The sequence below is a fragment of the Pseudomonas sp. Pc102 genome, from assembly GCF_018408275.1.
Taxonomy (GTDB): domain Bacteria; phylum Pseudomonadota; class Gammaproteobacteria; order Pseudomonadales; family Pseudomonadaceae; genus Metapseudomonas; species Metapseudomonas tohonis.
Genome location: NZ_AP021905.1, coordinates 1707556 through 1730919, shown reverse-complemented (window position 1 = coordinate 1730919; position 23364 = coordinate 1707556). Strand labels below are relative to the sequence as shown.

The 23364-nt window shown below is 67.3% G+C and carries 20 protein-coding genes and 1 pseudogene; 4 read left to right on the top strand and 17 right to left on the bottom strand.

The window, feature by feature from the left end; all coding sequences use genetic code 11:
* Nucleotides 1-66 precede the first annotated feature (66 nt).
* Genes PHLH3_RS08155 through accD form a run of 3 tightly spaced genes read right to left on the bottom strand, consistent with a single transcriptional unit; the run spans nt 67 to nt 2867 of the window.
* Nucleotides 67-714, bottom strand: a complete 648-nt coding sequence (locus tag PHLH3_RS08155; protein ID WP_213628846.1) for an SPOR domain-containing protein — start codon at nt 712-714, stop codon at nt 67-69.
* Between the two features lie 6 nt (nt 715-720).
* Entirely contained in the window at nt 721-1998 is a 1278-nt protein-coding gene (gene folC, locus PHLH3_RS08150) for a bifunctional tetrahydrofolate synthase/dihydrofolate synthase (protein ID WP_213628845.1), read from the bottom strand.
* The gene (accD, locus tag PHLH3_RS08145) at nt 1995-2867 is read right to left on the bottom strand and encodes an acetyl-CoA carboxylase, carboxyltransferase subunit beta (RefSeq protein WP_111259424.1); all 873 of its coding nucleotides are present in this window, start codon (nt 2865-2867) and stop codon (nt 1995-1997) included. The genes folC and accD overlap by 4 nt, the downstream gene beginning before the upstream one ends.
* Nucleotides 2868-2925: 58 nt before the next feature.
* On the opposite strand from accD, the gene PHLH3_RS08140 reads away from it, so the two are divergent.
* The gene (locus PHLH3_RS08140) at nt 2926-3198 is read left to right on the top strand and encodes a hypothetical protein (protein WP_213628844.1); all 273 of its coding nucleotides are present in this window, start codon (nt 2926-2928) and stop codon (nt 3196-3198) included.
* On the opposite strand, the gene PHLH3_RS08135 is transcribed toward PHLH3_RS08140, so the two are convergent.
* From PHLH3_RS08135 to leuC, 9 genes and pseudogenes are all read right to left on the bottom strand, one after another.
* Nucleotides 3170-3793, bottom strand: a complete 624-nt coding sequence (locus PHLH3_RS08135) for a phosphoribosylanthranilate isomerase (protein ID WP_213628843.1) — start codon at nt 3791-3793, stop codon at nt 3170-3172. The two genes, PHLH3_RS08140 and PHLH3_RS08135, sit on opposite strands and share 29 nt — an antisense overlap.
* A gap of 57 nt (nt 3794-3850) precedes the next feature.
* Nucleotides 3851-4711 (bottom strand): tRNA pseudouridine(38-40) synthase TruA, encoded by an 861-nt coding sequence (truA, locus tag PHLH3_RS08130; RefSeq protein ID WP_111259427.1) that lies wholly within the window; start codon nt 4709-4711, stop codon nt 3851-3853.
* Between the two features lie 3 nt (nt 4712-4714).
* Entirely contained in the window at nt 4715-7627 is a 2913-nt protein-coding gene (locus tag PHLH3_RS08125; protein ID WP_213628842.1) for a FimV/HubP family polar landmark protein, read from the bottom strand.
* A 154-nt stretch (nt 7628-7781) separates the two neighbouring features.
* On the bottom strand, nt 7782-8783 hold the full coding sequence (locus PHLH3_RS08120; protein ID WP_213628841.1) for an aspartate-semialdehyde dehydrogenase: 1002 nt from the start codon (nt 8781-8783) through the stop codon (nt 7782-7784).
* 106 nt (nt 8784-8889) lie between these two features.
* The gene (gene asd / locus PHLH3_RS08115) at nt 8890-10002 is read right to left on the bottom strand and encodes an aspartate-semialdehyde dehydrogenase (protein ID WP_173177175.1); all 1113 of its coding nucleotides are present in this window, start codon (nt 10000-10002) and stop codon (nt 8890-8892) included.
* A gap of 57 nt (nt 10003-10059) precedes the next feature.
* Nucleotides 10060-11142, bottom strand: coding sequence for a 3-isopropylmalate dehydrogenase (gene leuB / locus PHLH3_RS08110; RefSeq protein ID WP_213628840.1), 1083 nt, complete (start codon nt 11140-11142; stop codon nt 10060-10062).
* A gap of 85 nt (nt 11143-11227) precedes the next feature.
* Nucleotides 11228-11992: a class I SAM-dependent methyltransferase gene (locus tag PHLH3_RS08105; protein ID WP_213628839.1), complete on the bottom strand. Its 765-nt coding sequence runs from the start codon at nt 11990-11992 to the stop codon at nt 11228-11230.
* A 14-nt stretch (nt 11993-12006) separates the two neighbouring features.
* Nucleotides 12007-12651 carry a 3-isopropylmalate dehydratase small subunit gene (gene leuD / locus PHLH3_RS08100; RefSeq protein ID WP_213628838.1) on the bottom strand — a complete coding sequence of 215 codons (645 nt, stop codon included), beginning with the start codon at nt 12649-12651 and terminating at the stop codon, nt 12007-12009.
* Between the two features lie 10 nt (nt 12652-12661).
* Nucleotides 12662-14049 (bottom strand): annotated as a pseudogene (gene leuC / locus PHLH3_RS08095) (3-isopropylmalate dehydratase large subunit).
* A gap of 259 nt (nt 14050-14308) precedes the next feature.
* Between leuC and PHLH3_RS08090 the strand changes: the two are divergent.
* Both PHLH3_RS08090 and PHLH3_RS08085 read left to right on the top strand, forming a co-directional pair.
* Nucleotides 14309-15190 (top strand): LysR family transcriptional regulator, encoded by an 882-nt coding sequence (locus tag PHLH3_RS08090; RefSeq protein ID WP_111259524.1) that lies wholly within the window; start codon nt 14309-14311, stop codon nt 15188-15190.
* 126 nt (nt 15191-15316) lie between these two features.
* A complete protein-coding gene (locus PHLH3_RS08085) occupies nt 15317-18985 on the top strand; it encodes a PAS domain S-box protein (protein ID WP_213628837.1) in 3669 nt (1222 codons plus the stop codon).
* A 66-nt stretch (nt 18986-19051) separates the two neighbouring features.
* Here PHLH3_RS08085 and PHLH3_RS08080 read toward each other — a convergent pair whose 3' ends face one another.
* Together PHLH3_RS08080 and PHLH3_RS08075 are read right to left on the bottom strand one after the other, a co-directional pair.
* Nucleotides 19052-19498 (bottom strand): Hsp20 family protein, encoded by a 447-nt coding sequence (locus tag PHLH3_RS08080; RefSeq protein WP_213628836.1) that lies wholly within the window; start codon nt 19496-19498, stop codon nt 19052-19054.
* A gap of 202 nt (nt 19499-19700) precedes the next feature.
* Nucleotides 19701-20672: a tRNA-dihydrouridine synthase gene (locus tag PHLH3_RS08075; protein WP_213628835.1), complete on the bottom strand. Its 972-nt coding sequence runs from the start codon at nt 20670-20672 to the stop codon at nt 19701-19703.
* A 135-nt stretch (nt 20673-20807) separates the two neighbouring features.
* On the opposite strand from PHLH3_RS08075, the gene PHLH3_RS08070 reads away from it, so the two are divergent.
* Nucleotides 20808-21200 carry a hypothetical protein gene (locus PHLH3_RS08070; RefSeq protein ID WP_213628834.1) on the top strand — a complete coding sequence of 131 codons (393 nt, stop codon included), beginning with the start codon at nt 20808-20810 and terminating at the stop codon, nt 21198-21200.
* 9 nt (nt 21201-21209) lie between these two features.
* Here the strand turns inward: PHLH3_RS08070 and PHLH3_RS08065 are convergent, their stop codons facing one another.
* The 3 genes from PHLH3_RS08065 to PHLH3_RS08055 all read right to left on the bottom strand — a co-directional run bounded on the left by PHLH3_RS08065 (nt 21210) and on the right by PHLH3_RS08055 (nt 23363).
* On the bottom strand, nt 21210-21659 hold the full coding sequence (locus tag PHLH3_RS08065; protein WP_173177155.1) for a thioesterase family protein: 450 nt from the start codon (nt 21657-21659) through the stop codon (nt 21210-21212).
* Complete coding sequence (locus PHLH3_RS08060; protein ID WP_111259441.1) at nt 21659-22306, bottom strand: bifunctional 4-hydroxy-2-oxoglutarate aldolase/2-dehydro-3-deoxy-phosphogluconate aldolase; 648 nt, start codon at nt 22304-22306, stop codon at nt 21659-21661. The genes PHLH3_RS08065 and PHLH3_RS08060 overlap by 1 nt, the downstream gene beginning before the upstream one ends.
* Nucleotides 22307-22535: 229 nt before the next feature.
* Nucleotides 22536-23363, bottom strand: a complete 828-nt coding sequence (locus tag PHLH3_RS08055; protein ID WP_213628833.1) for an alpha/beta fold hydrolase — start codon at nt 23361-23363, stop codon at nt 22536-22538.
* Nucleotide 23364: the final 1 nt, after the last annotated feature.

Sequence of the window (23364 nt, the reverse complement as noted above, 5' to 3'; positions counted from 1 at the left end):
GCATTTTAGCAGAGCCCCGTCACTCCGGTAACCCGCGGATCAGATTGCTCTGATAGAGCGAGCGAATCAGCCTTTTTCGGGCTGGAAGCGAACGATGAAGCCGTTGAGCTTCTGTTGGCGGCTCAGGGAGTCACGCAGCCTGTCGGCCTCCGCGCGCTCGATGACCGGGCCGACGAACACCCGGTTCATGCCGTCCGCGCTGCGGATATAGGCGTTGTAGCCCTGGTTGCGCAAGGTCTGCTGGAGCTTCTCGGCGCTGGCCCGGTTGGACAGGCTGGCGAGCTGGATCGACCAGCTGACCGGCAGGCCGTTCGGGTCCAGGCGCTTTTCTTCCGCCTTGGGCGGGGTGGCGGCCGGCGGCACGGCCTGGGCCTGCTGCGGCTGGGCCTGGGGTTGCGCGGGGGCCTGGGGCTGGGCCGGTTGCACGGGGGTGCCGGGCTGCTCTGTAGGGGCGACGGGCAGGGCACTGGCCTGGCCGGAGCCATCCAGCGGCGGGACGGGCTCTTCAGGCAACACCTGCGGCTCGGGAACCGGCACGGTTTCCATCTCCACCGGCGGCATCTCCGGGGTCTGCGGCATGGCCGGGGCGTCGATGCGCACCTGGCGCAGCTCGTCCTCTCGGGTGAACAGCATCGGCAGGAAGATCACCGCCAGCGCCAGCAGCACCAGGGCACCGACGATGCGTTGCTTGAGTCCCTTGTCCAGCACAGCCACTCCCCCTTAAGCCTGATGCGCGAGCCAGGCCAGCGCCTCGGCCACGCAATAGAAAGATCCGAACACCAGGATTTCATCCCCCTCCCCGGCCTTCTCGCACTGCGCGTCCAGCGCCGCAGCCACGTCCGCATGGCTGCTCGCCGTGACGCCCAGGGCGAGCAACGCGGCCTGCAACTCGGCGGCCGGTCGGCTGCGCGTCGACGGCAGGGTGGTCACCGCCCAGTCGGGCAGCACGTCCTTGAGCGGCGCGAGCACGCCGGGCAGGTCCTTGTCGGCCAGCAGGCCGAACACCGCGAGGCGGCGACCCGCGACCGGACGGGCGCGCAGGCGCTCGGCCAGGTAGCCGGCAGCGTGGGGATTATGCCCAACATCCAGCAGCAGCGTGAGTGACTTGCCACGCCATTTCAGCGAGCGGCGATCCAGGCGGCCGGTGACCCGGGTGGCCTGCAGCGCCTGGGTGATGGTGGCCTCGTCCCACGCTTGGCCCAGCAGCGAGTAGGCCTGCAGGGCCAGCGCGGCATTCTCCAGGGGCAGGTCGAGCAGCGGCAGGTCGTGCAGTTGGCGCAGCTGGCCCTTCCGGTCGACGCCCCGCCAATGCCAGGCGCCCTCGCCCACCGCCAGGTCGTAGTCACGCCCGCGCAGGATGAAGGGAGCGCCCAGGGTCGCGGCCTGCTCGATGAGCGGTGCAGGAGGATCGAGGTCGCCGCAGAGGGCAGGCTTGCCGGCACGGAAGATGCCGGCCTTCTCGAAGGCGACGCTTTCACGGGTGTCGCCGAGCCAGTCGGCATGGTCGATGCCGATGCTGGTGACCAGCGCCAGGTCGGCATCGACCAGGTTGACCGCATCCAGGCGGCCGCCGAGGCCGACTTCGAGCACCGCGGCGTCGAGCCCGCTGCGCTCGAACAGCCAGAAGACCGCCAGGGTGCCCATCTCGAAATAGGTCAGGGAGACGTCGCCACGCGCAGCCTCCACGGCGGCGAAGGCCTCGCAGAGCGCAGCGTCGCTGGCGTCGAGGCCATCGATCTGTACGCGCTCGTTGTAGGTGAGCAGGTGCGGGGAGCTGTACACCCCGACCTTGAGGCCCTGCGCCCTCAACAAGGAGGCGAGGAAGGCGCAGGTCGAACCCTTGCCGTTGGTCCCGGTAACCGTGACCACCAGCGGCGCCGGCCTGTGCAGGCCGAGTCGCTGGGCGACCTGGCGGCTGCGATCCAGCCCCATGTCGATGGCTGTGGGGTGGAGTTGCTCGAGGTACGCGAGCCAGTCGGCGAGGGTTCGTTGGGTCATGCAGTGGCCGGTGAGGGTAGACGCATGAACTGCGCCAACAGCCGCGATAGGCGGGCGCGCAGTTCCTGACGGGGGATGATCATGTCAATGGCGCCGTGCTCCAGCAGGAACTCGCTGCGCTGGAAGCCTTCGGGCAGCTTCTCGCGCACGGTCTGCTCGATTACGCGGGGACCGGCGAAGCCGATCAGCGCCTTGGGTTCGGCGACGATCACGTCACCGAGCATCGCCAGGCTCGCGGAAACACCGCCATAGACGGGGTCGGTGAGCACGGAGATGAAGGGAATGCCTTCTTCGCGCAGGCGCGCCAGTACCGCAGAGGTCTTGGCCATCTGCATCAGGGAGATCAACGCTTCCTGCATGCGCGCACCGCCCGAGGCGGAGAAGCACACCAGCGGGCAGCGCTTCTCCAGGGAGACGTTGGCGGCGCGGACGAAACGCTCGCCGACCACCGCGCCCATGGAGCCCCCCATGAACGAGAACTCGAAGGCACACGCCACGATGGGCATGCCTTCCAGGCTGCCGCTCATGGCGATCAGCGCGTCCTTCTCGCCGGTGTCCTTCTGGGCAGCGGTGATGCGGTCCTTGTACTTCTTGCTGTCGCGGAACTTGAGGCGGTCCACCGGTTCCAGCTCGGCTCCCAGCTCCTCGCGGCCCTCGGCGTCGAGGAAGATGTCCAGGCGGGTGCGCGCGTCGATGCGCATGTGGTGGTTGCACTTGGGACAGACGTCGAGGGTCTTCTCGAGCTCGGGCTTGTACAGCACGGCCTCGCAGGACGGGCACTTGTGCCAGAGGCCTTCAGGAACCGAGCTCTTCTTCACCTCGGAACGCATGATCGAAGGGATCAGCTTGTCTACCAGCCAGTTGCTCATGCTCTCGTTCTCCATAGCTTCAGGCCCGAACACGCGCTAGCGGCCCGGAGCCCTGCGCATGTTCTTGAGCGAATTCACGATTGCGGACGGGGTTGGCGGCACCAGCGGGATGGCGATGGTGCGCCCTGCCCCGCTCGGCGTCGCCGGGCAATCCCCGGCCATCTGGGCGACGGAAGCCGGCATGGCGCCGTCGCGAAAAGCAAAATCGGCCCGTTCCGACAACGCGCGCATGCGCGCGTGCCCGGGCAACTGGGTTATGGACGGCAGCGCGAGCGGCGCCGTCACATATGCGGGCGACGGGTTCAGCATGCCGCTCTTGCCGCATCGATGAAGGCCCGCACCTTGTCATGGTCCTTGATGCCCTTGCTCGCTTCCACGCCGCCGCTGACATCCACGGCATACGGCCTGACCTGGGCAACGGCCAGCCCGACATTCTCCGGGGTGAGGCCGCCTGCGAGTATCACGGGTTTGTCCAGCTCGGCCGGGACGAGGTTCCAGTCGAACGCCTCGCCCGTACCACCCGGGATGCCGGGGACATAGGTGTCCAGCAGCACGCCCGAGGCATCGGGGAATTCACGTACGCGGGCGGCCACGTCATCGCCGGGCCGGACCCGCAGCGCCTTGATATAGGGGCGGCCATGGCCCGAGCACGCATCCGGCGTCTCGTCGCCATGGAACTGCAGCAGGTCGAGGGGAACCACATCGAGGATGGCCGCCAGCTCGGCGGCGGGCATGTCGACGAACAGGCCGACAGTGGTGACGAAGGGCGGCAGCGCCGCGACTATCGCCTGGGCCTGCTGGGCCGTGACCGCGCGCGGGCTGGCGGGATAGAACACCATGCCGATGGCATCGGCCCCGGCCGCAGCCGCCGCCAGGGCGTCCTCGACGCGGGTGATGCCACAGATTTTGATGCGAACGGCTGGCAAGTTGCTGGCACCGGGTGGGTAAAAGATGCTGGATGGTAGCAAAGGCTCGGCGGAGCGTCAGCCCGGGTTTTCCGGCAGCCAGGAAAGGAAATGCGGCCCGATGTAGCGCTTGGGCAGCTGGAACTCCTCGGGGTATTCCACTTCCACCAGGTACAACCCATACGGATGCGCGGTGACACCGCCGGTACGCCGGACGCGACTTTCCAGCACTTCACGGGCCCACTCCGGCGGCCGCTCGCCGGCACCGATGGTCATCAATACCCCGGCGAAGTTGCGCACCATGTGGTGGAGGAAAGCGTTAGCGCGAATGTCCAGGACGATGAAGCGCCCATGCTCGCTCAGGCGCAGGTGGTGCACCGTCTTGATCGGCGACTTGGCCTGGCACTGGCGGGCACGGAATGCGCTGAAGTCATGGGTGCCCACCAGGTGGGCAGCGGCCTCACGCATGCGCTCGACATCCAGCGGCCGATGGTTCCAGGTGACCTCCTCGGCCATGTGCGCCGGGCGGATCTGGTCGTTGTAGATGACGTAGCGGTAACGCCGCGCCATGGCGCTGAAGCGCGCATCGAAGTGCCGCGGCATCTCCTGGGCCCAGGCCACGCTGATGTCGCCCGGCAGGTTCATGTTCGCCCCCATGACCCATGCATGCATGGAGCGCTGGACCGGCGTGTCGAAGTGCACCACCTGGCCGCTGGCATGCACCAGCGCATCGGTGCGGCCGGCACAGCTGAGCGTCACCGGCGCGCCGCCGGCCACCTTGGACAGGGCCTTCTCCAGGCACTCCTGGACCGACGGAACCCCGGCGCGCTGGCGCTGGAAGCCGCGATAGCGGGAGCCCTTGTACTCGACGCCGAGGGCGATTCTGTAAATGCCAACGGCAGCCGAGTCGGCTGCCGTTGTGGGTACTGCTTGGGTCATTGATCAGCTGATACGGGCGATGAGCTCGCGCGCTTCCTGTTGCTGGTTCTCACTGCCCTCGGCCATCACTTCGTCGAGGATGTCGCGGGCGCCTTCGGTGTCACCCATGTCGATGTAGGCGCGGGCCAGATCGAGCTTGGTGGCGGTTTCGTCGGTTCCGGAGAGGAAGTCGAAGTCGTCTTCGCCATCCAGGTCCAGCGCCGGAGCGGCGGTGCTGGCCGGTGCGCTTTCTGCCGGCGGCTGGTCGAGGCTCTCGGCGAGCTGGTCGAGCTCGGCGGTCACTTCATCCAGCTTGGCGGCGAAGCTGTCGGAAAGCGGCGCGTCCACTTCGGTGGCTGGCTCGTCCTCGGGCATCGACAGGTCGAAGTCGGACGGCAGTTCGAAGGCGGAAGCGGCTTCTTCCTTGGCCGGCTCGACGGCGGGTTCGGCCCCACCCAGGCCCAGCTCGTCGTCGAGGCTGAGGAGGAAGTCGTCTTCCTCGGCTACGGTCGGCTTGGTGTCGGATTCCAGATCCAGGCTGAAGTCGGCGAGATCGTCGCCCAGGTCCAGAGGCTCTTCCGCCAGCGGCTTGCTGTCCAGTTCCAGGTCGAAGCCCAGCTCGTCGTCGAGGCTCGCAGCCGGGGCGGCGGGTTCGTCGAGGCTCAGGTCGAGATCGTCCAGGCCGGCCAGCGCATCGTTGCCGGCGGACGCCTGCAGGTCGCGATCGAGGTCAGCTTCCAACTCGTCGAGGCTCAGGTCGAAGGCATCGTCCAGATCCGACTCCGCGGCGGCGGGCGCCGGGGCAGCGGGAGCGGCGGGCTCGTCCAGGGTCAGGTCGTCGAGGCTGAAGCTGTCCAGGTCGTCCGCAGCGGAAGAGCTGGCGGCGAAGCCCAGGCCTGCAGCGGCGGCAAGCGCCATGGCCGGGTACTTGGCCTTGAGCTGGTCGACTTCGGCGTAGGCACCGCCGATCTCACGCAGCTCGCTTTCCTGGCGGGCGAAGCCGTCACGGTCACCCAGTTCGGCGTAGACCTCCATCAGTTTCAGCCGCAGGTCGGCACGGTGCGGCTCGTCATTGATGGCGTTCTGCAGCAGCTCGGCAGCCTGGTTGAAACGACCGTAGGCGATATAGATATCGGCTTCGCTGATGGCGTCGCCAGTCTGGGCGGTGACGCGCTCTTCGGCCTGGGCAGGCGCGGCGGCCGCTACGGCGGGCTCGTTCTCGAGGCCGGCGAAGGCGTTGTCCTGGATGTCCAGGTCGTTGTCGAAATGGGTGTCGTCATCCTGGGCAGCCAGGCTGCTCTGCAGCTCGGCTTCCTTCATCGCATTGCGACGGGACAGGATCATCAGGGCGACCAGCAGCGCCAGCAGCGCGCCGCCACCGGCGATGCCCAGCAGCATCGGGTTGCCCATCAGGTCGTCGATGAAACCGGGCTGCTCGGCTTCGGGCTCGACCGGAGCGGGCGCGGCGGCAACCGGCGCAGGCTCGACCGGCTTGGCGGCTTCGGCCGGAGCGGCAGGTTTTTCAACGGCATCAGCCGGCTCACTGGCCGGCTGCTGGTTCTGGGACTGGGCGGCTGCATCAGGTGCAGCCGGCTCCTCGTTGTAGTTGTAGTCCGGCGCCTGCCCGGCCGGGGGAGTGGCCTGGGTAGCGTCGGGTGCCGGAGTAGCCGGCACCGCTGCGGGTTGTTCGGCAGCCGGAGCCGCCGGAGTGGCGGAAGCGGCTGGCGTTGCCGGGGTCGGCGTGGCCGGAGTCGCCGGGGCGGCGGCTTCGGGCTTCTTCGCCAGGTCGCCCTGCAGCTTGGCCAGTTGGTCGTCCTTCAGCTGGATGAGGCGTTGCAGCTTGTCCAGCTGGCTCTGCAGGTCGCTCATCCGACCCTTGAGCTCGTCGTTCTCGCGACGGGTGGTGTCCAGGCTTTCCTGGGTGACCGCCAGCTTCTCGGACAGGGCCTTGTTGTTGCCGTTGCCGGCACCCTTCTCGCTGCCAGAGGTGGACTTGCCACTGTCGGCGGAGAGCAGGCGCAGGCTGTCCTTGCTTTCGGTCTTGGCAGGAGCGGCGCCGGCAGTGGCGCGCTTGGTGGCGTCCAGCTGGCGCTGACCGGCACTGCCCGCGACCGCGCTGCCGTCACGCCAGGCGGCGTTCTGAGCGGCGACCTGGGCGATGGCTTCGGATTGCGAACGGCTGGCGATCTGCGCATCGGTCGGCATGCGCAGCACCTGGCCACTCTTCATGCGATTGATGTTGCCGCCGACGAAGGCATCCGGGTTCAGGTCCTGGATGGCCAGCATGGCCTGGTGTACGGAGCCGCTGGAGCGATTGCGCTGGGCGATTTCCCAGAGGGTGTCGCTACCGGTGGTCTTGTATTCCTCGGCGCCCGCCTTGGCGGTGGAAGCGGCCGGCGCTACCGGAGCGGAAGCACGCGGAGCCTGGGCGGCCGGGCTGGTGCTCGGGCGCGGGGCGGCAGCGGCCGGACGCGGCGCCTGGGCCGGAGCGGCGATGGGCATGCTCGGCATGACGGCGGCGGTGGTTTCGGGGGAATAGGTCGGCGGGTCCAGCAGCAGGGTGTATTCGCGCAACAGGCGGCCATTGGGCCACAGCACTTCCACCAGGAAATTGAGGTAGGGCTCGCGCACCGGCTTGTTGGAGGTAACGCGAATCACGCTCTTGCCGTTGGGCTTGAGCACCGGCGTAAACTTCAGGTCGGTCAGGAAGTACTGGCGATCGACACCAGCCTTGCTGAACTCCTCGGCCGTAGCCAGGTTCGGAACGACTTCGTTGGAAGCCAGGTCGCGGACCTCGAGCAACTCGATCTCAGCCACCAGCGGCTGATTCAAGGCGGACTTCAGGGTCACTTCCCCGAGCCCCAGAGCATGTGCCATGCCGGAGGTCAGCGCCGAAGCAGCCGCAATTGCCAGCACCAGTTTGCGAACCCGAATCATAGCGTAATCCCTTGTTTTATCTTTTTTTCTCGGCCGAACGAGAGAGTATTTTGATCGCTGCCACAACACGCCATAGCGGTTCCCCGTCAGCGATGAAAACTAAACCAGTATTGTCAAGCTAGAAAAGTTCTTCAAATTTTCAGGTAAGTATCTTTTACAGATAGTGTTTTATCAATAACTCGCCGGACTGTACGGCGTTGAGTGCAGCGCCTTTTCGCACATTATCAGACGCAATCCACAAATTGACTTGGCGCGGGTCTTCCAGCCCTTTTCGCACCCGGCCGACGTAGATCACATCCTGCCCCACAGCGTCACCTACTGCCGTCGGGTAGTCGTCCCGCTCGACCAGTTCGATGCCGGGCGCAGCCTCCAGTCGTTCCAGCACACGAGCCAGATCGACGTCCTCGCGCACCTGCAGCGAGACGCTCAGGCTGTCGCCGAAGAACACCGGCACGAGTACGCAGGTGGCGGCCACGTCCAGCGTCGGGGCGATGAGCAGCGCTTTCAATTCGCGTGCCAGTCTTCTTTCCAGTTGCGCGTGCCCGTCCCCGTCCACCGCATCGGGTTGGGCGAGGACGTTGAAAGCCACCTGGCGATCGAAGAAGCGCGGCTCCAGCGGGCGAGCATTGAGCAACTCGGCGGTCTGCCGGGCCAGTTCGTTGACGCCTTCGCGCCCACGGCTGGAAACCGCGAGGCAGGCGGTGACGGTGACCCGCTCGATGCCCAGGGAGGCCAGAGGAGCCAACGCGCAGGCCAACGCCACGGCGGACGCGCTCGGGCTGCTCACTCTATAAGGAGGGGCCAGTTCGCCCAGCAGGCCGGCATTGGCTTCGGGCACCAGAGGCTTGGCGTCATCCAGCGCCCCGGACAGGTCGATCACCGCACAGCCCGCCTGGCTGGCGCGATCGGCAAAGCTGCGGCTCACCGCTTCGCCAGCGGCGAAGAAGGCCAGGCGTACCTGGGAGAAATCGAACTCGGCGACATCGCGCACGCGCAGGTTCTTGCCACGGAACGGCACGGAGGCGCCGGCGGACTCGATGCTCGCCAGCAGGTGCAGGGTGCCGATGGGGAATTCACGCTCGGCGAGGAGCTCGACGAGGGTTTCGCCAACGGTGCCGGTGGCGCCGACAACGGCGATATCGAAGGACTGGCTCATGGACATTGCCTCTGGCGAAACGGGAGCGGCACTTTAACCGCCGCCCCGCACGCAGGCAATCGAGGGAAACCGGGCGCCGACGAGCCTCATCGGCGCCCCGGATCGATCAACGCTCCAGGAGGATGCGCAGCATGCGGCGCAGCGGTTCGGCCGCGCCCCACAGCAGTTGGTCGCCGACGGTGAAGGCGCCCAGGTACTGCGAACCCATGTTGAGCTTGCGCAGGCGGCCCACCGGCACGCTGAGGGTGCCGGTCACGGCGGTCGGGGTCAGCTCGCGCATGCTGATCTCGCGCTGGTTCGGCACCAGCTTCACCCAGGGGTTGTGCTGGCTGATCATCCCTTCGATGTCGGCGATCGGCACATCCTTGTTCAGCTTGATGGTCAGCGCCTGGCTGTGGCAGCGCATGGCGCCGATGCGCACGCAGATGCCGTCCACCGGGATCGGGCTCTTGAAGCGGCCGAGGATCTTGTTGGTCTCGGCCTGGCCCTTCCACTCTTCGCGGCTCTGGCCGTTGGGCAGCTCCTTGTCGATCCAGGGGATCAGGCTGCCAGCCAGCGGCACGCCGAAGTTCTCGGTCGGGAAGGCTTCGCCGCGCATGGTCTCGGCCACCTTGCGGTCGATGTCGAGGATGGCGCTGGCCGGGTTGGCCAGGTCATCGGCGACCGCGGCGTGGGTGGCGCCCATCTGCTTGATCAGCTCGCGCATGTTCTGCGCACCGGCGCCGGAGGCGGCCTGGTAGGTCATGGCGCTCATCCACTCCACCAGGCCGGCTTCGAACAGGCCGCCCAGGGCCATCAGCATCAGGCTGACGGTGCAGTTGCCACCGATGTAGTTCTTGGTGCCGGCGTCCAGCTGCTGGTCGATCACGCGGCGGTTGACCGGATCGAGGACGATGACCGCGTCATCCTGCATGCGCAGGCTGGAGGCGGCGTCGATCCAGTAGCCCTGCCAGCCGGCCTCGCGCAGCTTGGGGAAGACTTCACTGGTGTAGTCGCCACCCTGGCAGGTCAGGATCACGTCGAGGCTCTTCAGCTCATCGATGCTGTAGGCATCCTTCAGCGGAGCGACGTCCTTGCCGATCGCCGGGCCTTGCCCGCCGACGTTGGAGGTGGTGAAGAAAACCGGCTCGATCAGGTCGAAATCCCGCTCTTCCAGCATCCGCTGCATGAGTACGGAACCCACCATGCCGCGCCAACCGATCAGACCTACACGCTTCATGACAACTACACCTTTCAGGGAAAAAGTGGGCCGCTGCCATGCAGCGGGCCCGACAGATTACAGATTACGCAGGGCCTCGACCACTGCATCGCCCATGGCTTGGGTACCGACCTTGGTGGTACCGGCGGAGAAGATGTCGCCGGTGCGCAGCCCCTGGTCGAGGACGTTGCTCACGGCCTTCTCGATGGCATCCGCGGCGGTGCCCTGGTTGAAGCTGTAGCGCAGCATCATCGAGACCGAAAGGATGGTCGCCAGCGGGTTGGCGATGCCCTGGCCGGCGATGTCCGGCGCAGAACCGTGGCACGGCTCGTACATGCCCTTGTTGTTCGCGTCCAGGGAGGCGGAAGGCAGCATGCCGATGGAGCCGGTGAGCATGGAAGCCTCATCCGACAGGATGTCGCCGAACATGTTGTCGGTGACCATGACATCGAACTGCTTGGGTGCACGCACCAGCTGCATGGCCGCGTTGTCGACGTACATGTGCGACAGCTCGACGTCCGGGTAGCCCTTGGCCACCTCCTCCACCACTTCGCGCCACAGCTGGCTGGAGGCGAGCACGTTGGCCTTGTCCACCGAGCACAGCTTCTTGCCACGCACGCGGGCCATGTCGAAGCCGACGCGGGCGATGCGGCGGATTTCGCTCTCGGCATACGGCAGGGTGTCATACGCCTGGCGCTCGCCGTTCTCCAGCACGCGCTGCTCGCGCGGCTGGCCGAAGTAGATGCCGCCGGTCAGCTCGCGGACGATGAGGATATCCAGGCCCGAGACCACTTCCGGCTTGAGGCTGGAAGCATCCGCCAGTTGCGGATAGAGGATGGCCGGGCGCAGGTTGGCGAACAGGCCCAGTTGCGAGCGGATCTTCAGCAGGCCGCGCTCCGGGCGGATGTCGCGCTCGATCTTGTCCCATTTCGGCCCACCCACGGCGCCCAGCAGCACGGCGTCGGCCTGGCGCGCACGCTCCAGGGTCTCGTCGGCCAGCGGCACGCCATGCTTGTCGATGGCGGCGCCGCCGATCACGTCGTGGGTCAGCTCGAAGCCGAGCTGGAACTTGTCATTGGCCAGCTCCAGCACCTTGACCGCCTCGGCCATGATTTCCGGGCCGATGCCGTCGCCAGGGAGAACCAGAATCTGTTTGCTCATGAGTCTTTCCTTCGGAAAAAAGCGTCACGCCCCAAGTCGCAGGCCCCAAGTACGTGTCGCTTGGAGCCTGCAGCCTGGCGCTCGGTTATTGGGTGGCCCACAGCACCAGCACGTCGGTACTGAAGGAGCCGTCCTCGGTGATCTCGAAATACGCGCGAACTTCCTCGCCCACCGCCTTCTGCAGGGCCAGGATGGCATCGCGGAACACATCGGGCGTACGCATCCGCGTGATCCAGGAGCCGAACTCCAGGCGCAGGCGCTGACGCGCATGACGCTCGACGAACAGTCCCGCCTCGCTGACCTGACGCAACCACTCGGCGACGGAATAATCGCGCACATGGCTGGTGTCGCGCAGCACTTCCACCGCCTGCAGGTGAGTGTCGAGCAGCGGGCTGCCCGGCGACGCCACGTCGATGACGGCAACGCAGCCGCCCGGTTTCAGCACCCGGCGCACCTCGCGCAGGGCCAGGCCCAGGTCGCTCCAGTGGTGCGCGGAGTAACGGCTGAAGACGAAATCGAAGCTGGCGTCGGCGAAAGGCAGGCGCTCGGCCGCCCCGCGCTCGGTGCGCACGTTACCCAGGCCACGCTCGGAGGCAGCCGCGGCGACCACATCCAGCATCTGCTGCGACAGGTCGTAGGCCACCACTTCGCCGACCAGCGGCGCGACATGGAAACTGACATGGCCCGCGCCGCAACCGAGGTCGAGCACCCGCGCATCGCCCCGGCCCGCGACCGCTGCCTGCAACTGCGCTAACTCCGCGCCCTGGGCATGCACGGCGCTGCTCAGGTAGGCGCTGGCCTGCTCGCCGAACTGGCGCTGCACCACCTGCACATGGGCCTTGTCGCTCATCTCGCGTCCTCGCCTCAGGCGTCGCGGAACAGCCAGGGCTGCGCCTGGCGATGGCCACTCTCGAAGGCGCGGATGGCGTCCGCGTCCTGCAGGGTCAGGCCGATGTCGTCCAGGCCGTTGAGCAGGCAATGCTTGCGGAAGGCGTCCACGTCGAAGGAATAGGTCTTGCCGTCCGGGCGGGTCACGGTCTGCGCGGCGAGGTCGACGGTGAGCCGGTAGCCCTCCTCCGCTTCGCACTGCTTGAACAGCTCGTCCACCTCTTCATCCTTGAGGATGATCGGCAGCAGGCCGTTCTTGAAGCTGTTGTTGAAGAAGATGTCGGCGTAGCTCGGCGCGATGATGGCGCGGAAGCCGTATTCCTCGAGGGCCCACGGCGCATGCTCGCGGGAGGAGCCGCAGCCGAAGTTCTCACGGGCCAACAGCACGCTGGCGCCCTGGAAACGGGGGAAGTTGAGGACGAAGTCCGGGTTCACCGGGCGCTTGGAGTTGTCCTGGTTCGGCTGGCCGACGTCCAGGTAGCGCCACTCATCGAACAGGTTCGGGCCGAAGCCGGTGCGCTTGATCGACTTGAGGAACTGCTTGGGGATGATCTGGTCGGTGTCGACGTTGGCACGATCGAGCGGAGCGACGAGACCGGTGTGTTGGGTGAAGGCTTTCATCTCGCTCTCCTTACTTGAGCATCTCGCGAACATCGACGAAGCGGCCGTTGACGGCGGCTGCGGCGGCCATGGCCGGGCTGACCAGGTGGGTACGCCCACCGGCACCCTGGCGGCCTTCGAAGTTGCGGTTGGAGGTGGAGGCGCAATGCTCGCCGCTTTCCAGGCGGTCCGGGTTCATCGCCAGGCACATCGAGCAGCCCGGCTCACGCCATTCGAAGCCCGCCTCGATGAAGATCTTGTCCAGCCCCTCACGCTCGGCCTGCTGCTTCACCAGGCCCGAGCCCGGCACCACCATCGCCTGCTTGACGGTCGCGGCGACCTTGCGACCCTTGGCCACTTCCGCCGCGGCGCGCAGGTCTTCGATGCGCGAGTTGGTGCAGGAGCCGATGAACACGCGGTCCAGCTGGATATCGGTGATCGCCTGGTTGGCGGCCAGGCCCATGTACTTGAGGGCGCGGGTGATGGAGTCGCGCTTGACCGGGTCGGCCTCGACGGCCGGGTCCGGCACGCGCTGGTCGACCGGCAGCACCATCTCCGGCGAGGTGCCCCAGCTGACCTGGGGAATGATGTCCTCGGCACGCATCTCGATCACGGTGTCGAAGTGGGCGTCGGCGTCGGAAACCAGGCCGCGCCAGACCGCCACGGCCTTCTCCCAGTCCGCTCCCTTGGGTGCGAAGGGGCGGCCCTCGACATAGGCGATGGTCTTCTCGTCCACCGCCACCATGCCCACGCGGGCACCTGCCTCGATGGACATGTTGCAGATGGTCATGCGGCCTTCCATGGACAGATCGCGGATGGCGCTGCCGGCGAACTCCAGGGCGTGGCCGTTGCCGCCGGCGGTGCCGATCCTGCCGATCACCGCGAGCACGATGTCCTTGGCGGTGACGCCGAAGGGCAGCGTCCCCTCCACGCGCACCTGCATGTTCTTCATCTTCTTGGCGATCAGGCACTGGGTGGCGAGCACATGCTCCACCTCGGAGGTGCCGATGCCGTGGGCCAGCGCACCGAAGGCACCGTGGGTGGAGGTGTGCGAGTCGCCGCAGACCACGGTCATGCCCGGCAAGGTGGCGCCCTGCTCCGGGCCGACCACGTGGACGATGCCCTGGCGCACATCATTCATCTTGAACTCGAGGATGCCGAAGTCGTCGCAGTTCTCATCGAGGGTCTGCACCTGGATGCGCGACACCTCGTCGGCGATGGCCTCGAGGCCCCCTGACGCTCGGCGCGGGTGGTCGGCACGTTGTGGTCCGGGGTGGCGATGTTGGCGTCGATGCGCCACGGCTTGCGGTCGGCCAGACGCAGGCCTTCGAACGCCTGGGGCGAGGTCACTTCATGAAGGATGTGGCGGTCGATGTAGATCAGCGACGAACCATCGTCGCGGCGCTTCACCTCGTGCATTTCCCAGAGCTTGTCGTAGAGCGTCTTGCCGGCCATCGGGCGTTCCTCATCAGCTTGTTTCCATGCCGGGGCTCTCATTGGACAAAAAGGCCCCTTGGCTTGTGGGGATGATCCTAGGGATTTGACATGAATAACTCAAATTCATATTTTTTATCCAATGGATTCCTACAAGGAATCGATAGCCCCGCAGTCGACCGCCACCCATGCGACTGCCCTCTCCCGCACACCCGCCGCCCACGCGGCCCGGAGCCCCAGCGCCATGGATCTCGCCAGCCTCAATGCCTTCATCGCCATCGCCGAAACCGGCAGCTTCTCCGAAGCCGGCGAGCGCCTGCACCTGACCCAGCCGGCGGTGAGCAAGCGCATCGCCTCCCTGGAGCAGCAGCTGAACGTGCGCCTGTTCGACCGCCTCGGCCGCGAAGTGGGGCTGACCGAGGCCGGCCGCGCCCTGCTGCCGCGGGCCTACCAGATCCTCAATGTGCTGGACGACACCCGTCGCGCCCTCTCCAACCTGTCCGGCGACATCAGCGGCCGCCTGACCCTGGCCACCAGCCACCACATCGGCCTGCATCGCCTGCCGCCGCTGCTGCGCGCCTTCACCCGTGCCTACCCGCAGGTGGCGCTGGACATCCAGTTCCTGGACTCCGAGGTCGCCTACGAGGAAATCCTGCATGGCCGCGCCGAGCTGGCGGTAATCACCCTGGCCCCGGAAACCGCGCTGCCGGTGCAGGCGGTGCCGGTCTGGGACGACGCCCTGGACTTCGTCGCCGCCCCGGAGCACCCGCTGGCCCGCGACAAGACCATCTTCCTCGCCGACGTGGCCAAGCACCCGGCGGTGTTCCCCGGTGGCAACACCTTCACCCACCACATCGTGCGGCGCCTGTTCGAGGCCGAGGGGCTGACGCCCAACATCGGCATGAGCACCAACTACATGGAGACCATCAAGATGATGGTTTCCATCGGCCTGGCCTGGAGCGTGCTACCGCGCACCATGCTCGACGAACAGGTGGTCCGCCTGCCGCTGCAGGACATCCAGCTGAGCCGCAAGCTCGGCTACATCCTGCACACGGACCGCACCCTGTCGAACGCGGCCAAGGCCTTCATGGCGCTGCTCGACGCCCAGCGCGATCACCTTGCGTAGTCCCCGAGGCTGGGGCTAACGTGAGCCGCATAACGATAAGAAAAGGCCCGCGCATGCCCTGTCCACCCCGCCCACTCCCACCTGTCCTCCCGCCAGATTGCAGTCACCGGACCGGAAGGGGCCACCATGTCCAAGCCAACTGACCATCCGCCGCTGCCCTACATCCCCGCCCTCGACCCAGCCGAATTCGAGCAGAGCTGGCAGGACGTGCAGCGCCTGCTCGCCGCCCTCAATGGCGCACGCCTGGGTGCCTGGGACTGGGACATCGCCAGCGGCCGGGTCAACTGGTCGCGGGGGGCGCAGGCGCTGTTCGGTCTCGATCCCAAGCGCCCGCTGCGTACCCAGGTCGACTACATCGAGCTGATTCCCGAAGAGGATCGCGCCGGAGTCCTCGAACTCTTCGCACGCGTGCTCTCGGGCGCCCACCCCGAGCGCGCCTTCCGCCACCGCATCCGCTGGCCCGACGGCAGCCTGCACTGGCTGGAGATCAGCGGCAGCCCGCAGCAGGATGCCGATGGCCGCAAGCGCATCATCGGCGTGATCCGCGACGTGACCGAGCAGCAGGAACGCGCCGAAGCTCTGGAGAACTCCCAGCGGCGCTTCTCCAGCCTGTTCCACCTGAGCCCCGATGTGGTGCTGTTGGTGCGCCTGGAGGGCAGCATCATCACCGAGGCCAACCAGCACTTCGAGAGCGTGTTCGGCTGGCCGGCGACCGAAGTGGTCGGCCGCAGCACGGCGGAGCTGGGCATCTGGGTCCACCCGCAGCAGCGCGAGCTGCTGTATCGCAGCCGCAGCGACTCGGACGACCCCATCGTCCAGGAAGTACAACTGCGCACCCGCGACCAGCGCGTGCTCGACGGCGTGCTGTCCAGCCAGTTCATCGAACTGGAGGGCGAGTCCTTCCTCATCAGCACCTTCCTCGACACCACCGAGCGCAAGCGCGCCGAAGCCGCCCTGCGCACCAGCGAGGAAAAATTCTCCAAGGCCTTCCGCAGCACGCCCGACGCCGTGGTCATCACCGACCGCGAGACCGGCTGCTTCATCGAGGCCAACCCCGGCTTCCAGCGCCAGTTCGGCTGGGACGCCAGCGAGACGATCGGCCGCAGCTCCCTGGAACTGGGCATCTGGGTGCATGCCGGGCAGCGCCGCGAGATGCTCGATGACTTCGACCGCCAAGGCACCCTGGACGGCCTCGAAGTGCAACTGCGCGGCCGTGACGGCAGCGTCAGCACCAACCTGCTCTACGGCGACCAGATCCAGCTCAACGGCCGCACCTGCCTGGTGCTGACGGTGCGCGACATCACCCGCATGCGCGCGCAGGAGCGCGCCCTCAAGGAAAGCCAGGAACGCCTGGCGCTGGCCCTGGAGTCCGCCGACCTGGGCACCTGGGACTGGCACATCCCCAGCAGTTGCCTGTATGGCTCGGCGCGCGCCTCCGCCCTGCACGGGCTGGCGGCCGAGCCCTACGAGGGCGACTTCAAGAACTTCTTCAGCTTCGTGCCGCTGGAAGACCAGATGGCCATGCGCCAGGCCTACCAGGACCTGCTGACCGGCGTGACCAAGGACTACCAGTTCACCTACCGCTCGCGCTTCGCCAACGGTGAGATCCACTACCTGGAAAGCACCGCCAAGCTCTACCGCGACGAAACCGGCGAGCCGCTGCGCATGGCCGGCATCCTCATCGACATCACCGAGCGGGTGCGCCGCGAGCAGCGCCTGGCGGCCTCGGAGGAGAAGTTCGTCACCCTGTTCCAGGCCAGCCCCGACCCCATCTGCGTGACCCGCGTGCGCGATGGCGCCTTCATCGAGATCAACCCCAGCTTCACCGAGGTGTTCGGCTGGCGGCCGGACGAGATCGTCGGCCGCTGCGCACCGGAGATCGCCTTCTGGGTCGACCTGCAGCAACGCGACCGCCTGTCACGCGAGCTGATGCGCGAGAAAGGCCTGGACAACGTCGAGGCCCAGTACCTGACCCAGGACGGACGGACGCTGACCTGCGTGGTGTCCAGCCGCTTCATCCGCGTCGATCGCCAGTTGTGCATCACCACCACCTTCCGCGACATCACCGAGCGCCAGCAGGCCGAGGCCGCCCTGAAGGCCAGCCAGGAGAAGTTCGCCAAGGCGTTCCACTCCAGCCCGGACGCCATCACCATCACCGAGCGCGACACCGGCCGCTACATCGAGGTCAACGAGGGGTTCTGCCGCCTCACCGGCTACAGCGCCGAGGAAGTCATCGGGCGCACCGCCCATGACCTGAACATCTGGGCCCGCCCCGAGGAGCGCCAGCGCCTGGTCGAGGTCATGCGCCGCGACGGCCGCGCGCACCACCTGGAGATGTCCGGCCAGCACCGCGACGGCACGCGCAAGATGGTGGAGGTGTCGGTCGAGCAGATCGACCTGGACGGCAAGGCCTGCCTGCTGCTGACCGCCCGCGACATCAGCGCGCTGAAGGACGCCCAGGCGCAGATCCAGCACCTGGCCTACCACGACCCGCTGACCAACCTGCCCAACCGCGCACTGCTGATGGACCGCCTGACCCAGCAGATCGCCCTGCTCAAGCGCCACAAGCTGCGTGGCGCCCTGCTGTTCCTCGACCTCGACCACTTCAAGCACATCAATGATTCCCTCGGCCACCCGGTGGGCGACTCGGTGCTGAAGATGGTCACCGCGCGCCTGGAAGCCAGCGTGCGCCTGGAGGACACCGTGGCGCGCCTGGGCGGTGACGAATTCGTCGTGCTGCTCACCGGCCTGGAGGGCAAGCGCTCGGAAGTGACGCGCCAGGTGCGGCAGATCGCCGACAAGCTGCGCAAGCTGCTGGCCGAGCCCATGCTGCTGGACGGCCACCACCTGCAGGTGACGCCGAGCATGGGCGTGGCGCTGATCCCCGATCATGGCGAGACACCCGCCGACCTGCTCAAGCGCGCCGACATCGCCCTGTATCGGGCCAAGGACTCCGGGCGCAACGCCATCCAGCTGTTCCGCGCGACCATGCAGGAAGCCGCCAGCGAGCGCCTGCGGCTGGAGAACGACCTGCGCCTGGCGCTGGTGCGCGGCGAGTTCGAGCTGCACTTCCAGCCCCAGGTGGATGCCCGGGACAACCGCGTGATCGGCACCGAGGCCCTGCTGCGCTGGAAGCACCCGACGCTCGGCCCGCAATCGCCGGCGCAGTTCATCCAGGTGCTGGAGGAAAGCGGCCTGATCGTCGAGGTGGGCAGCTGGGTACTGGCCGAAGCCTGCCGCGCCTGCGGGCAACTGTTCGCCGAGGGGCTGGCCAGCGCCGATGACTTCAGCCTGTGCGTGAACATCAGCCCACGGCAGTTCCGCCAGAGCGACTTCGTCGAGCGCATCGAGAAGAGCCTGGCCGATACCCACCTGCCGCGCAGCATCCTCAAGCTGGAGATCACCGAAGGCATCGTCATCCAGAACCTCGACGACACCATCGGCAAGATGCGCCGCCTGAAGAAGCTCGGCGTCAGCTTCGCCATGGACGACTTCGGCACCGGCTACTCGTCGCTGACCTACCTCAAGCGCCTGCCGGTGGATGTGCTGAAGATCGACCAGTCGTTCGTCCGCGACGCCACCAACGACCCCAACGACGCCGAGATCATCCGCGCCATCGTCGCCATGGCGCGCAGCCTGGGGCTGGGCATGGTGGCAGAGGGGGTGGAGCAGCGGGAGCAACTGGACTTCCTCGAGCAGCAGGGCTGCCACCTGTACCAGGGCTACCTGTTCAGCAAGCCGGTGCCGCTGGACGAGTTCCGCGCGCTGCTGGCCAGGAACCGCCAACAGGGCTGAGCGCCAGCCGCCCCAATGAGAAAGGGCGCCCTGGGGCGCCCTTTCTCGTGCCGCTTGCGCGTCGGATCAGTTTTCCAGCACCGGACGGGGGCCGTTGATCGGGATGCGCTTGGGCTTGGCCTCTTCCGGCACGATGCGTACCAGGTCGATGTTCAGCAGGCCGTTCTGCAGCCCCGCGTTACGCACCTCGATGTGGTCGGCCAGGCGGAACGACAGCTTGAAGGCGCGCTGGGCGATGCCCTGGTGCAGGTAGGTCACGCTTTCGGCGCCGTTATCGCGCTTGCCGCCGCTGACGGTCAGTACGCCGCGCTCGACATGCAGCTCCAGGTCTTCTTCCTGGAAGCCGGCCGCGGCGACCACGATGCGGTACTGGTCGTCACCGTGCTTCTCGACGTTGTAAGGCGGGTAGGTGCTGCCGCTCTCGTTGCGCAGGGCCGATTCGAACAGGTCGTTGAACCGGTCGAAGCCTACGGAATGGCGGAACAGCGGAGCGAGGGAAAATGCGCTGGTCATGACAATCTCTCCTGAATAATCAGCAAGGTCTAAAGTCGCGGGACCCGACTTCGGCATCCCGCATTCCCCTAGATAGGGATGCCGGAAATGATTTCAAGGCCCCACCCTTCCACGGAGGACTCATGCACAAGGTCATGCTGATCACCGGCGCCAGCCGGGGCATAGGCGCCGCCACGGCGCGCCTGGCGCTGGGCTTCGTATCTCAGGCCGCCGCCAGCTCCCGCTCCAGGCTCGGCATGCCCAGCAGGGCGTCGATGCGCGAGCAGTCGCTTTCCCGGCGGATCTCGGTGAACAGCACCACGGCCTCGGGGTAGGTGCGGGTGAGCATGCCCAGCCACTGCTTGAGGCGCCCCGGTGCGTAGCGCGGGGCGAGCTTGCGCCGCGCCTGGCGCCAGAAATCACGGAGCAGCGGCTGGAACTCCTCCCAGCTCATGTCCTCCGGCGTCGCGCCGTCACGCACAGCGGCGATCTGCCGGGCCAGGCCGGGGCGCGAAACCAGCCCACGGCCGAGCATGATGTCTTCGACGCCACTGACTTCGCGGCAGCGCCGCCAGTCATCCAGGGTCCAGACTTCGCCATTGGCGAACACCGGCACCTTGACCACATCCTGCACCCGCGCCACCCATTCCCAGTGGGCCGGCGGCTTGTAGCCCTCGACCTTGGTGCGCGCGTGCACCACCAGTTGCGAGGCGCCGCCTTCGGCCAGGGCCAGGGCACAATCGAGCGCGCCATCGGGGCTGTCGAAGCCCAGGCGCATCTTCGCCGTCACCGGGATGGCCGCCGGCACCGCGCGACGCACACCGCTGACGATGGCATGCAGCAACTCGGGCTCCTTGAGCAGCACGGCACCGCCACGGGACTTGTTCACCGTCTTGGCCGGGCAGCCGAAGTTGAGGTCGATCACCGGCGCGCCCAGTTCGCAGGCGTAGGCCGCGTTCTCCCCCAGGCACACCGGGTCGGAACCCAGCAGCTGCACCCGCATCGGAGTACCGGCGCGGGTGCGCGACCCGCTCTCCAGCTCGGGGGCGAGCTTCTGGTAGGTGCTGGCGGGCAGCAGGCGGTCGCAGACGCGGATGAACTCGCTGACGCACCAATCGATGCCACCCACGCGGGTCAGCACGTCACGGAGAATCTCGTCGACCAGGCCCTCCATGGGCGCCAGGGCGATTTGCATAAGGGAAACCTTGGAAAAAAGGGCGCGTAGTGTAAGCGCGGAGCCGGCCGCCGCAGAATCCTCCCGACGAAAACTGCGGGAGCAAGCCAGGCCCCGTGCAGTCGAACCGGTAAGCCCCAAGAAAAGGAATCGCCGATGAAAATGATCCGCCCCACCCTGCTCTGCCTGGCTCTCGGGGGCCTGGCGCCTCTCGTGAACGCGGCCGGCGCACTGGAAGGCCAGTTGCAGCCGGCCCCCGATTCGCTGGCGGAACTGGTGGTCAGCCGTGACGAGAATGCGGCCAATGCCTGCGAGGTCGGCCTCTACCTGCAGGACGAACTGGTGGCGCAGATTTCCGCCGGGCAGGCCATCAGCCTGAGCGTGCCGGCCGGCGAGATGACCCTGAACGTCGCCCAGAGCCCTTCCGGCTACTGCGCCGGCAACCTCACCGGGCGCCCGCAGTCGGTTCTGATCCAGCCCGGCGAGCGGCGGCACCTGCGCATCGTGCAGAACCCGACCGAGCTGTTCCTGTCGCCAGCGGTGGAGTGACGGACCCGCTCAGAGCTCCAGGGGGAATGGCGGCATCAATGCACGGCCGTAGCCTTCGATGAACTCGGGCGGCATGCGCTTGGGCCGGCCGCTGGAGAGCTCGATGCAGACGAAGGTGGTCTTCGCCCGCAGCAGCGTGGCGCCGTCTTCGGGACGGATCAGCTGGAAGCGCCGGTCCATCTTCAGGCGCTGGTCGGACTCGACGATCCAGGTCGCCATCTGCAGTTCCTGGTCCTCGTAGGCGGCGGCGAGGTAGTCGATCTCGTGGCGCACCACGGCCATGGCACGGTCCAGCCGGCGGTACTCGACCAGGTCCAGGCCCAGGCTCTGGGAGTGGCGCCAGGCGCAGCGCTCCAGCCAGCTGACGTAGACGGCGTTGTTGGCGTGGCCGAGGCCGTCGATGTCATCGGCGGCGACCTTGATGTCGATGACGAAGGGGGTGGGCAGGTCCCAGTTCATCAGGCGTGCTCCGAGCTGCTGGCCAGTTCACGGGCTTCGGCGGCGAGCTGGGTGATCTGGTCCCAGGCACGGGCGCGGATCAGGCTCGAAGGCGCGATCCAGGTGCCTCCGACGCAGGCGACGTTGGGCAGTTGCAGGAAGCCTTGCAGGTTGTCCGGCGTCACACCGCCGGTGGGGCAGAAGCGGATGCCGGTGAAGGGGCCCTTGAAGCTCTTGAGCATCTTCACGCTGGCGTTGCCATTGGCCGGGAACAGTTTCAGCGAGCGGTAGCCGTACTCCAGCGCCAGCAGCACTTCCGAGGGCGTCATCACCCCGGGCAGGTACGGCAGGCCGGAGTCCTCTGCAGCGGCCGCCAGGCGCTCGGTGCAGCCGGGGCTGACGGCGAAGTGGGCACCGGCATCGCGGGCTTCGAGGAACTGCTCGGTGTGGATCAGCGTCCCCGCCCCCACCAGCAGGTCGGGGAATTCCTTGCGGATCGCCGCCACGGCATCCAGGGCCCGCGGCGTACGCAGCGTCACTTCCAGCACCTCGATCCCGCCGGCAGCGAGGGCGCCGGCCAGGTCCAGGGCCAGCCCGGTGTCCTCGATGACCAGCACCGGAAGGACGGGGCGCGCCCGCTGCAGCACCACATCCATAGTCAGGCTCATTTGCATCTTTCCCCTTGATTCGTGCCTCCGGCCCCGCGCTCGGGGCCGGAATTGATTCACCCCGGCGACCATGCCCTGGCCGCCGTCGGTGGCGCGCAACAGACATGGACCTTGGAAGCGCAGCATCGGCGGCAGGTCACCGACCAGCGGTGGGCCACCGACGCATTCCGTGGGCGAATCTTCCTGCACCCGGCGGCTGTCGCCAAGCCCGCCGTGCAATGGGAAAGGCTCAGGCACTGGCGCGCAGGCCGACCTCGTGGAACAGCTGCAACACCGCCTTCACCAGGCGCGGGTCCGCCAGCACCCGCTGGTGGCCACCGCCCTCCAGGCGCAGCAGCTGGCTGTCGAACCAGGCCTCGTGGATACGCCCGGCTTCGGCGGCGGGAACCAGGGGATCATCCTCCGCATGGGCCACAAGGCCGGGCATGTCGAGCCGGTAGTGCTGCACGTCGAGGTCCGCAGCGGGGATGCCGGCGTGATCCTCGACCCGCTTGATGAACTGCTCGCCAGCCCGGGGCGGCAAGCCGATGAAGCGGGCGAAGCCGCGCAGCATGCCGAGAATGCGGCTGGGGGCGGCCACCGTGACCAGGGCCCGGGGCCGCAACCCCAGCTGGATGGCCAGCATGGCGCTGGCGCCGCCCATGGAGTGGCCGATCACGCCGTGCAGCGGCGGCAGGTCCTCGGCGGCTTCGAGCAGGGCACGGGCGAACAGCACGATGTTCGCCTCGCGCCCCGGAGAACGGCCGTGGGCGGGTGCATCGAGGGCGATCACGCCGTAGCCGGCCTGTACCAGCGCGTCGATCAGGCTGGCGAACTGGGTCGGGCGCCCTTCCCAGCCGTGCATCAGCAACACGGTCGGGCCGCTGCCCCAGCGCAGGGCGGAAAGGCCGAAGCGCAGGGTGATGCGCTCAGCGCGCTCGAGCCAGGGCAGCTCCCAATCGCGAGGCGTGGTGTCGCGCGGCGTCATGAAGCGCCGCCGGGCACGGTCGGCGACGTGCCGGGGCGCGACCCGGCCGACCGTGGCGTTGAATCCTCGAAGCAAGTCCAGGCTGTTCATC

Bases quoted from the DNA above. Each gene is read 5' to 3' on its own strand.
- truA (WP_111259427.1), bottom strand. From the start codon at position 4,711: ATGACCCAAGCAGTACCCACAACGGCAGCCGACTCGGCTGCCGTTGGC.
- PHLH3_RS08065 (WP_173177155.1), bottom strand. From the start codon at position 21,659: ATGAACTGGGACCTGCCCACCCCCTTCGTCATCGACATCAAGGTCGCC.
- asd (WP_173177175.1), bottom strand. From the start codon at position 10,002: ATGAAGCGTGTAGGTCTGATCGGTTGGCGCGGCATGGTGGGTTCCGTA.
- PHLH3_RS08075 (WP_213628835.1), bottom strand. From the start codon at position 20,672: ATGCAAATCGCCCTGGCGCCCATGGAGGGCCTGGTCGACGAGATTCTC.
- leuB (WP_213628840.1), bottom strand. From the start codon at position 11,142: ATGAGCAAACAGATTCTGGTTCTCCCTGGCGACGGCATCGGCCCGGAA.
- PHLH3_RS08070 (WP_213628834.1), top strand. From the start codon at position 20,808: ATGAAAATGATCCGCCCCACCCTGCTCTGCCTGGCTCTCGGGGGCCTG.
- PHLH3_RS08090 (WP_111259524.1), top strand. From the start codon at position 14,309: ATGGATCTCGCCAGCCTCAATGCCTTCATCGCCATCGCCGAAACCGGC.
- folC (WP_213628845.1), bottom strand. From the start codon at position 1,998: ATGACCCAACGAACCCTCGCCGACTGGCTCGCGTACCTCGAGCAACTC.
- PHLH3_RS08105 (WP_213628839.1), bottom strand. From the start codon at position 11,992: ATGAGCGACAAGGCCCATGTGCAGGTGGTGCAGCGCCAGTTCGGCGAG.
- PHLH3_RS08125 (WP_213628842.1), bottom strand. From the start codon at position 7,627: ATGATTCGGGTTCGCAAACTGGTGCTGGCAATTGCGGCTGCTTCGGCG.
- PHLH3_RS08055 (WP_213628833.1), bottom strand. From the start codon at position 23,363: ATGAACAGCCTGGACTTGCTTCGAGGATTCAACGCCACGGTCGGCCGG.
- leuD (WP_213628838.1), bottom strand. From the start codon at position 12,651: ATGAAAGCCTTCACCCAACACACCGGTCTCGTCGCTCCGCTCGATCGT.
- PHLH3_RS08080 (WP_213628836.1), bottom strand. From the start codon at position 19,498: ATGACCAGCGCATTTTCCCTCGCTCCGCTGTTCCGCCATTCCGTAGGC.
- accD (WP_111259424.1), bottom strand. From the start codon at position 2,867: ATGAGCAACTGGCTGGTAGACAAGCTGATCCCTTCGATCATGCGTTCC.
- PHLH3_RS08060 (WP_111259441.1), bottom strand. From the start codon at position 22,306: ATGAGCCTGACTATGGATGTGGTGCTGCAGCGGGCGCGCCCCGTCCTT.
- PHLH3_RS08140 (WP_213628844.1), top strand. From the start codon at position 2,926: ATGTTCTTGAGCGAATTCACGATTGCGGACGGGGTTGGCGGCACCAGC.
- PHLH3_RS08085 (WP_213628837.1), top strand. From the start codon at position 15,317: ATGTCCAAGCCAACTGACCATCCGCCGCTGCCCTACATCCCCGCCCTC.
- PHLH3_RS08120 (WP_213628841.1), bottom strand. From the start codon at position 8,783: ATGAGCCAGTCCTTCGATATCGCCGTTGTCGGCGCCACCGGCACCGTT.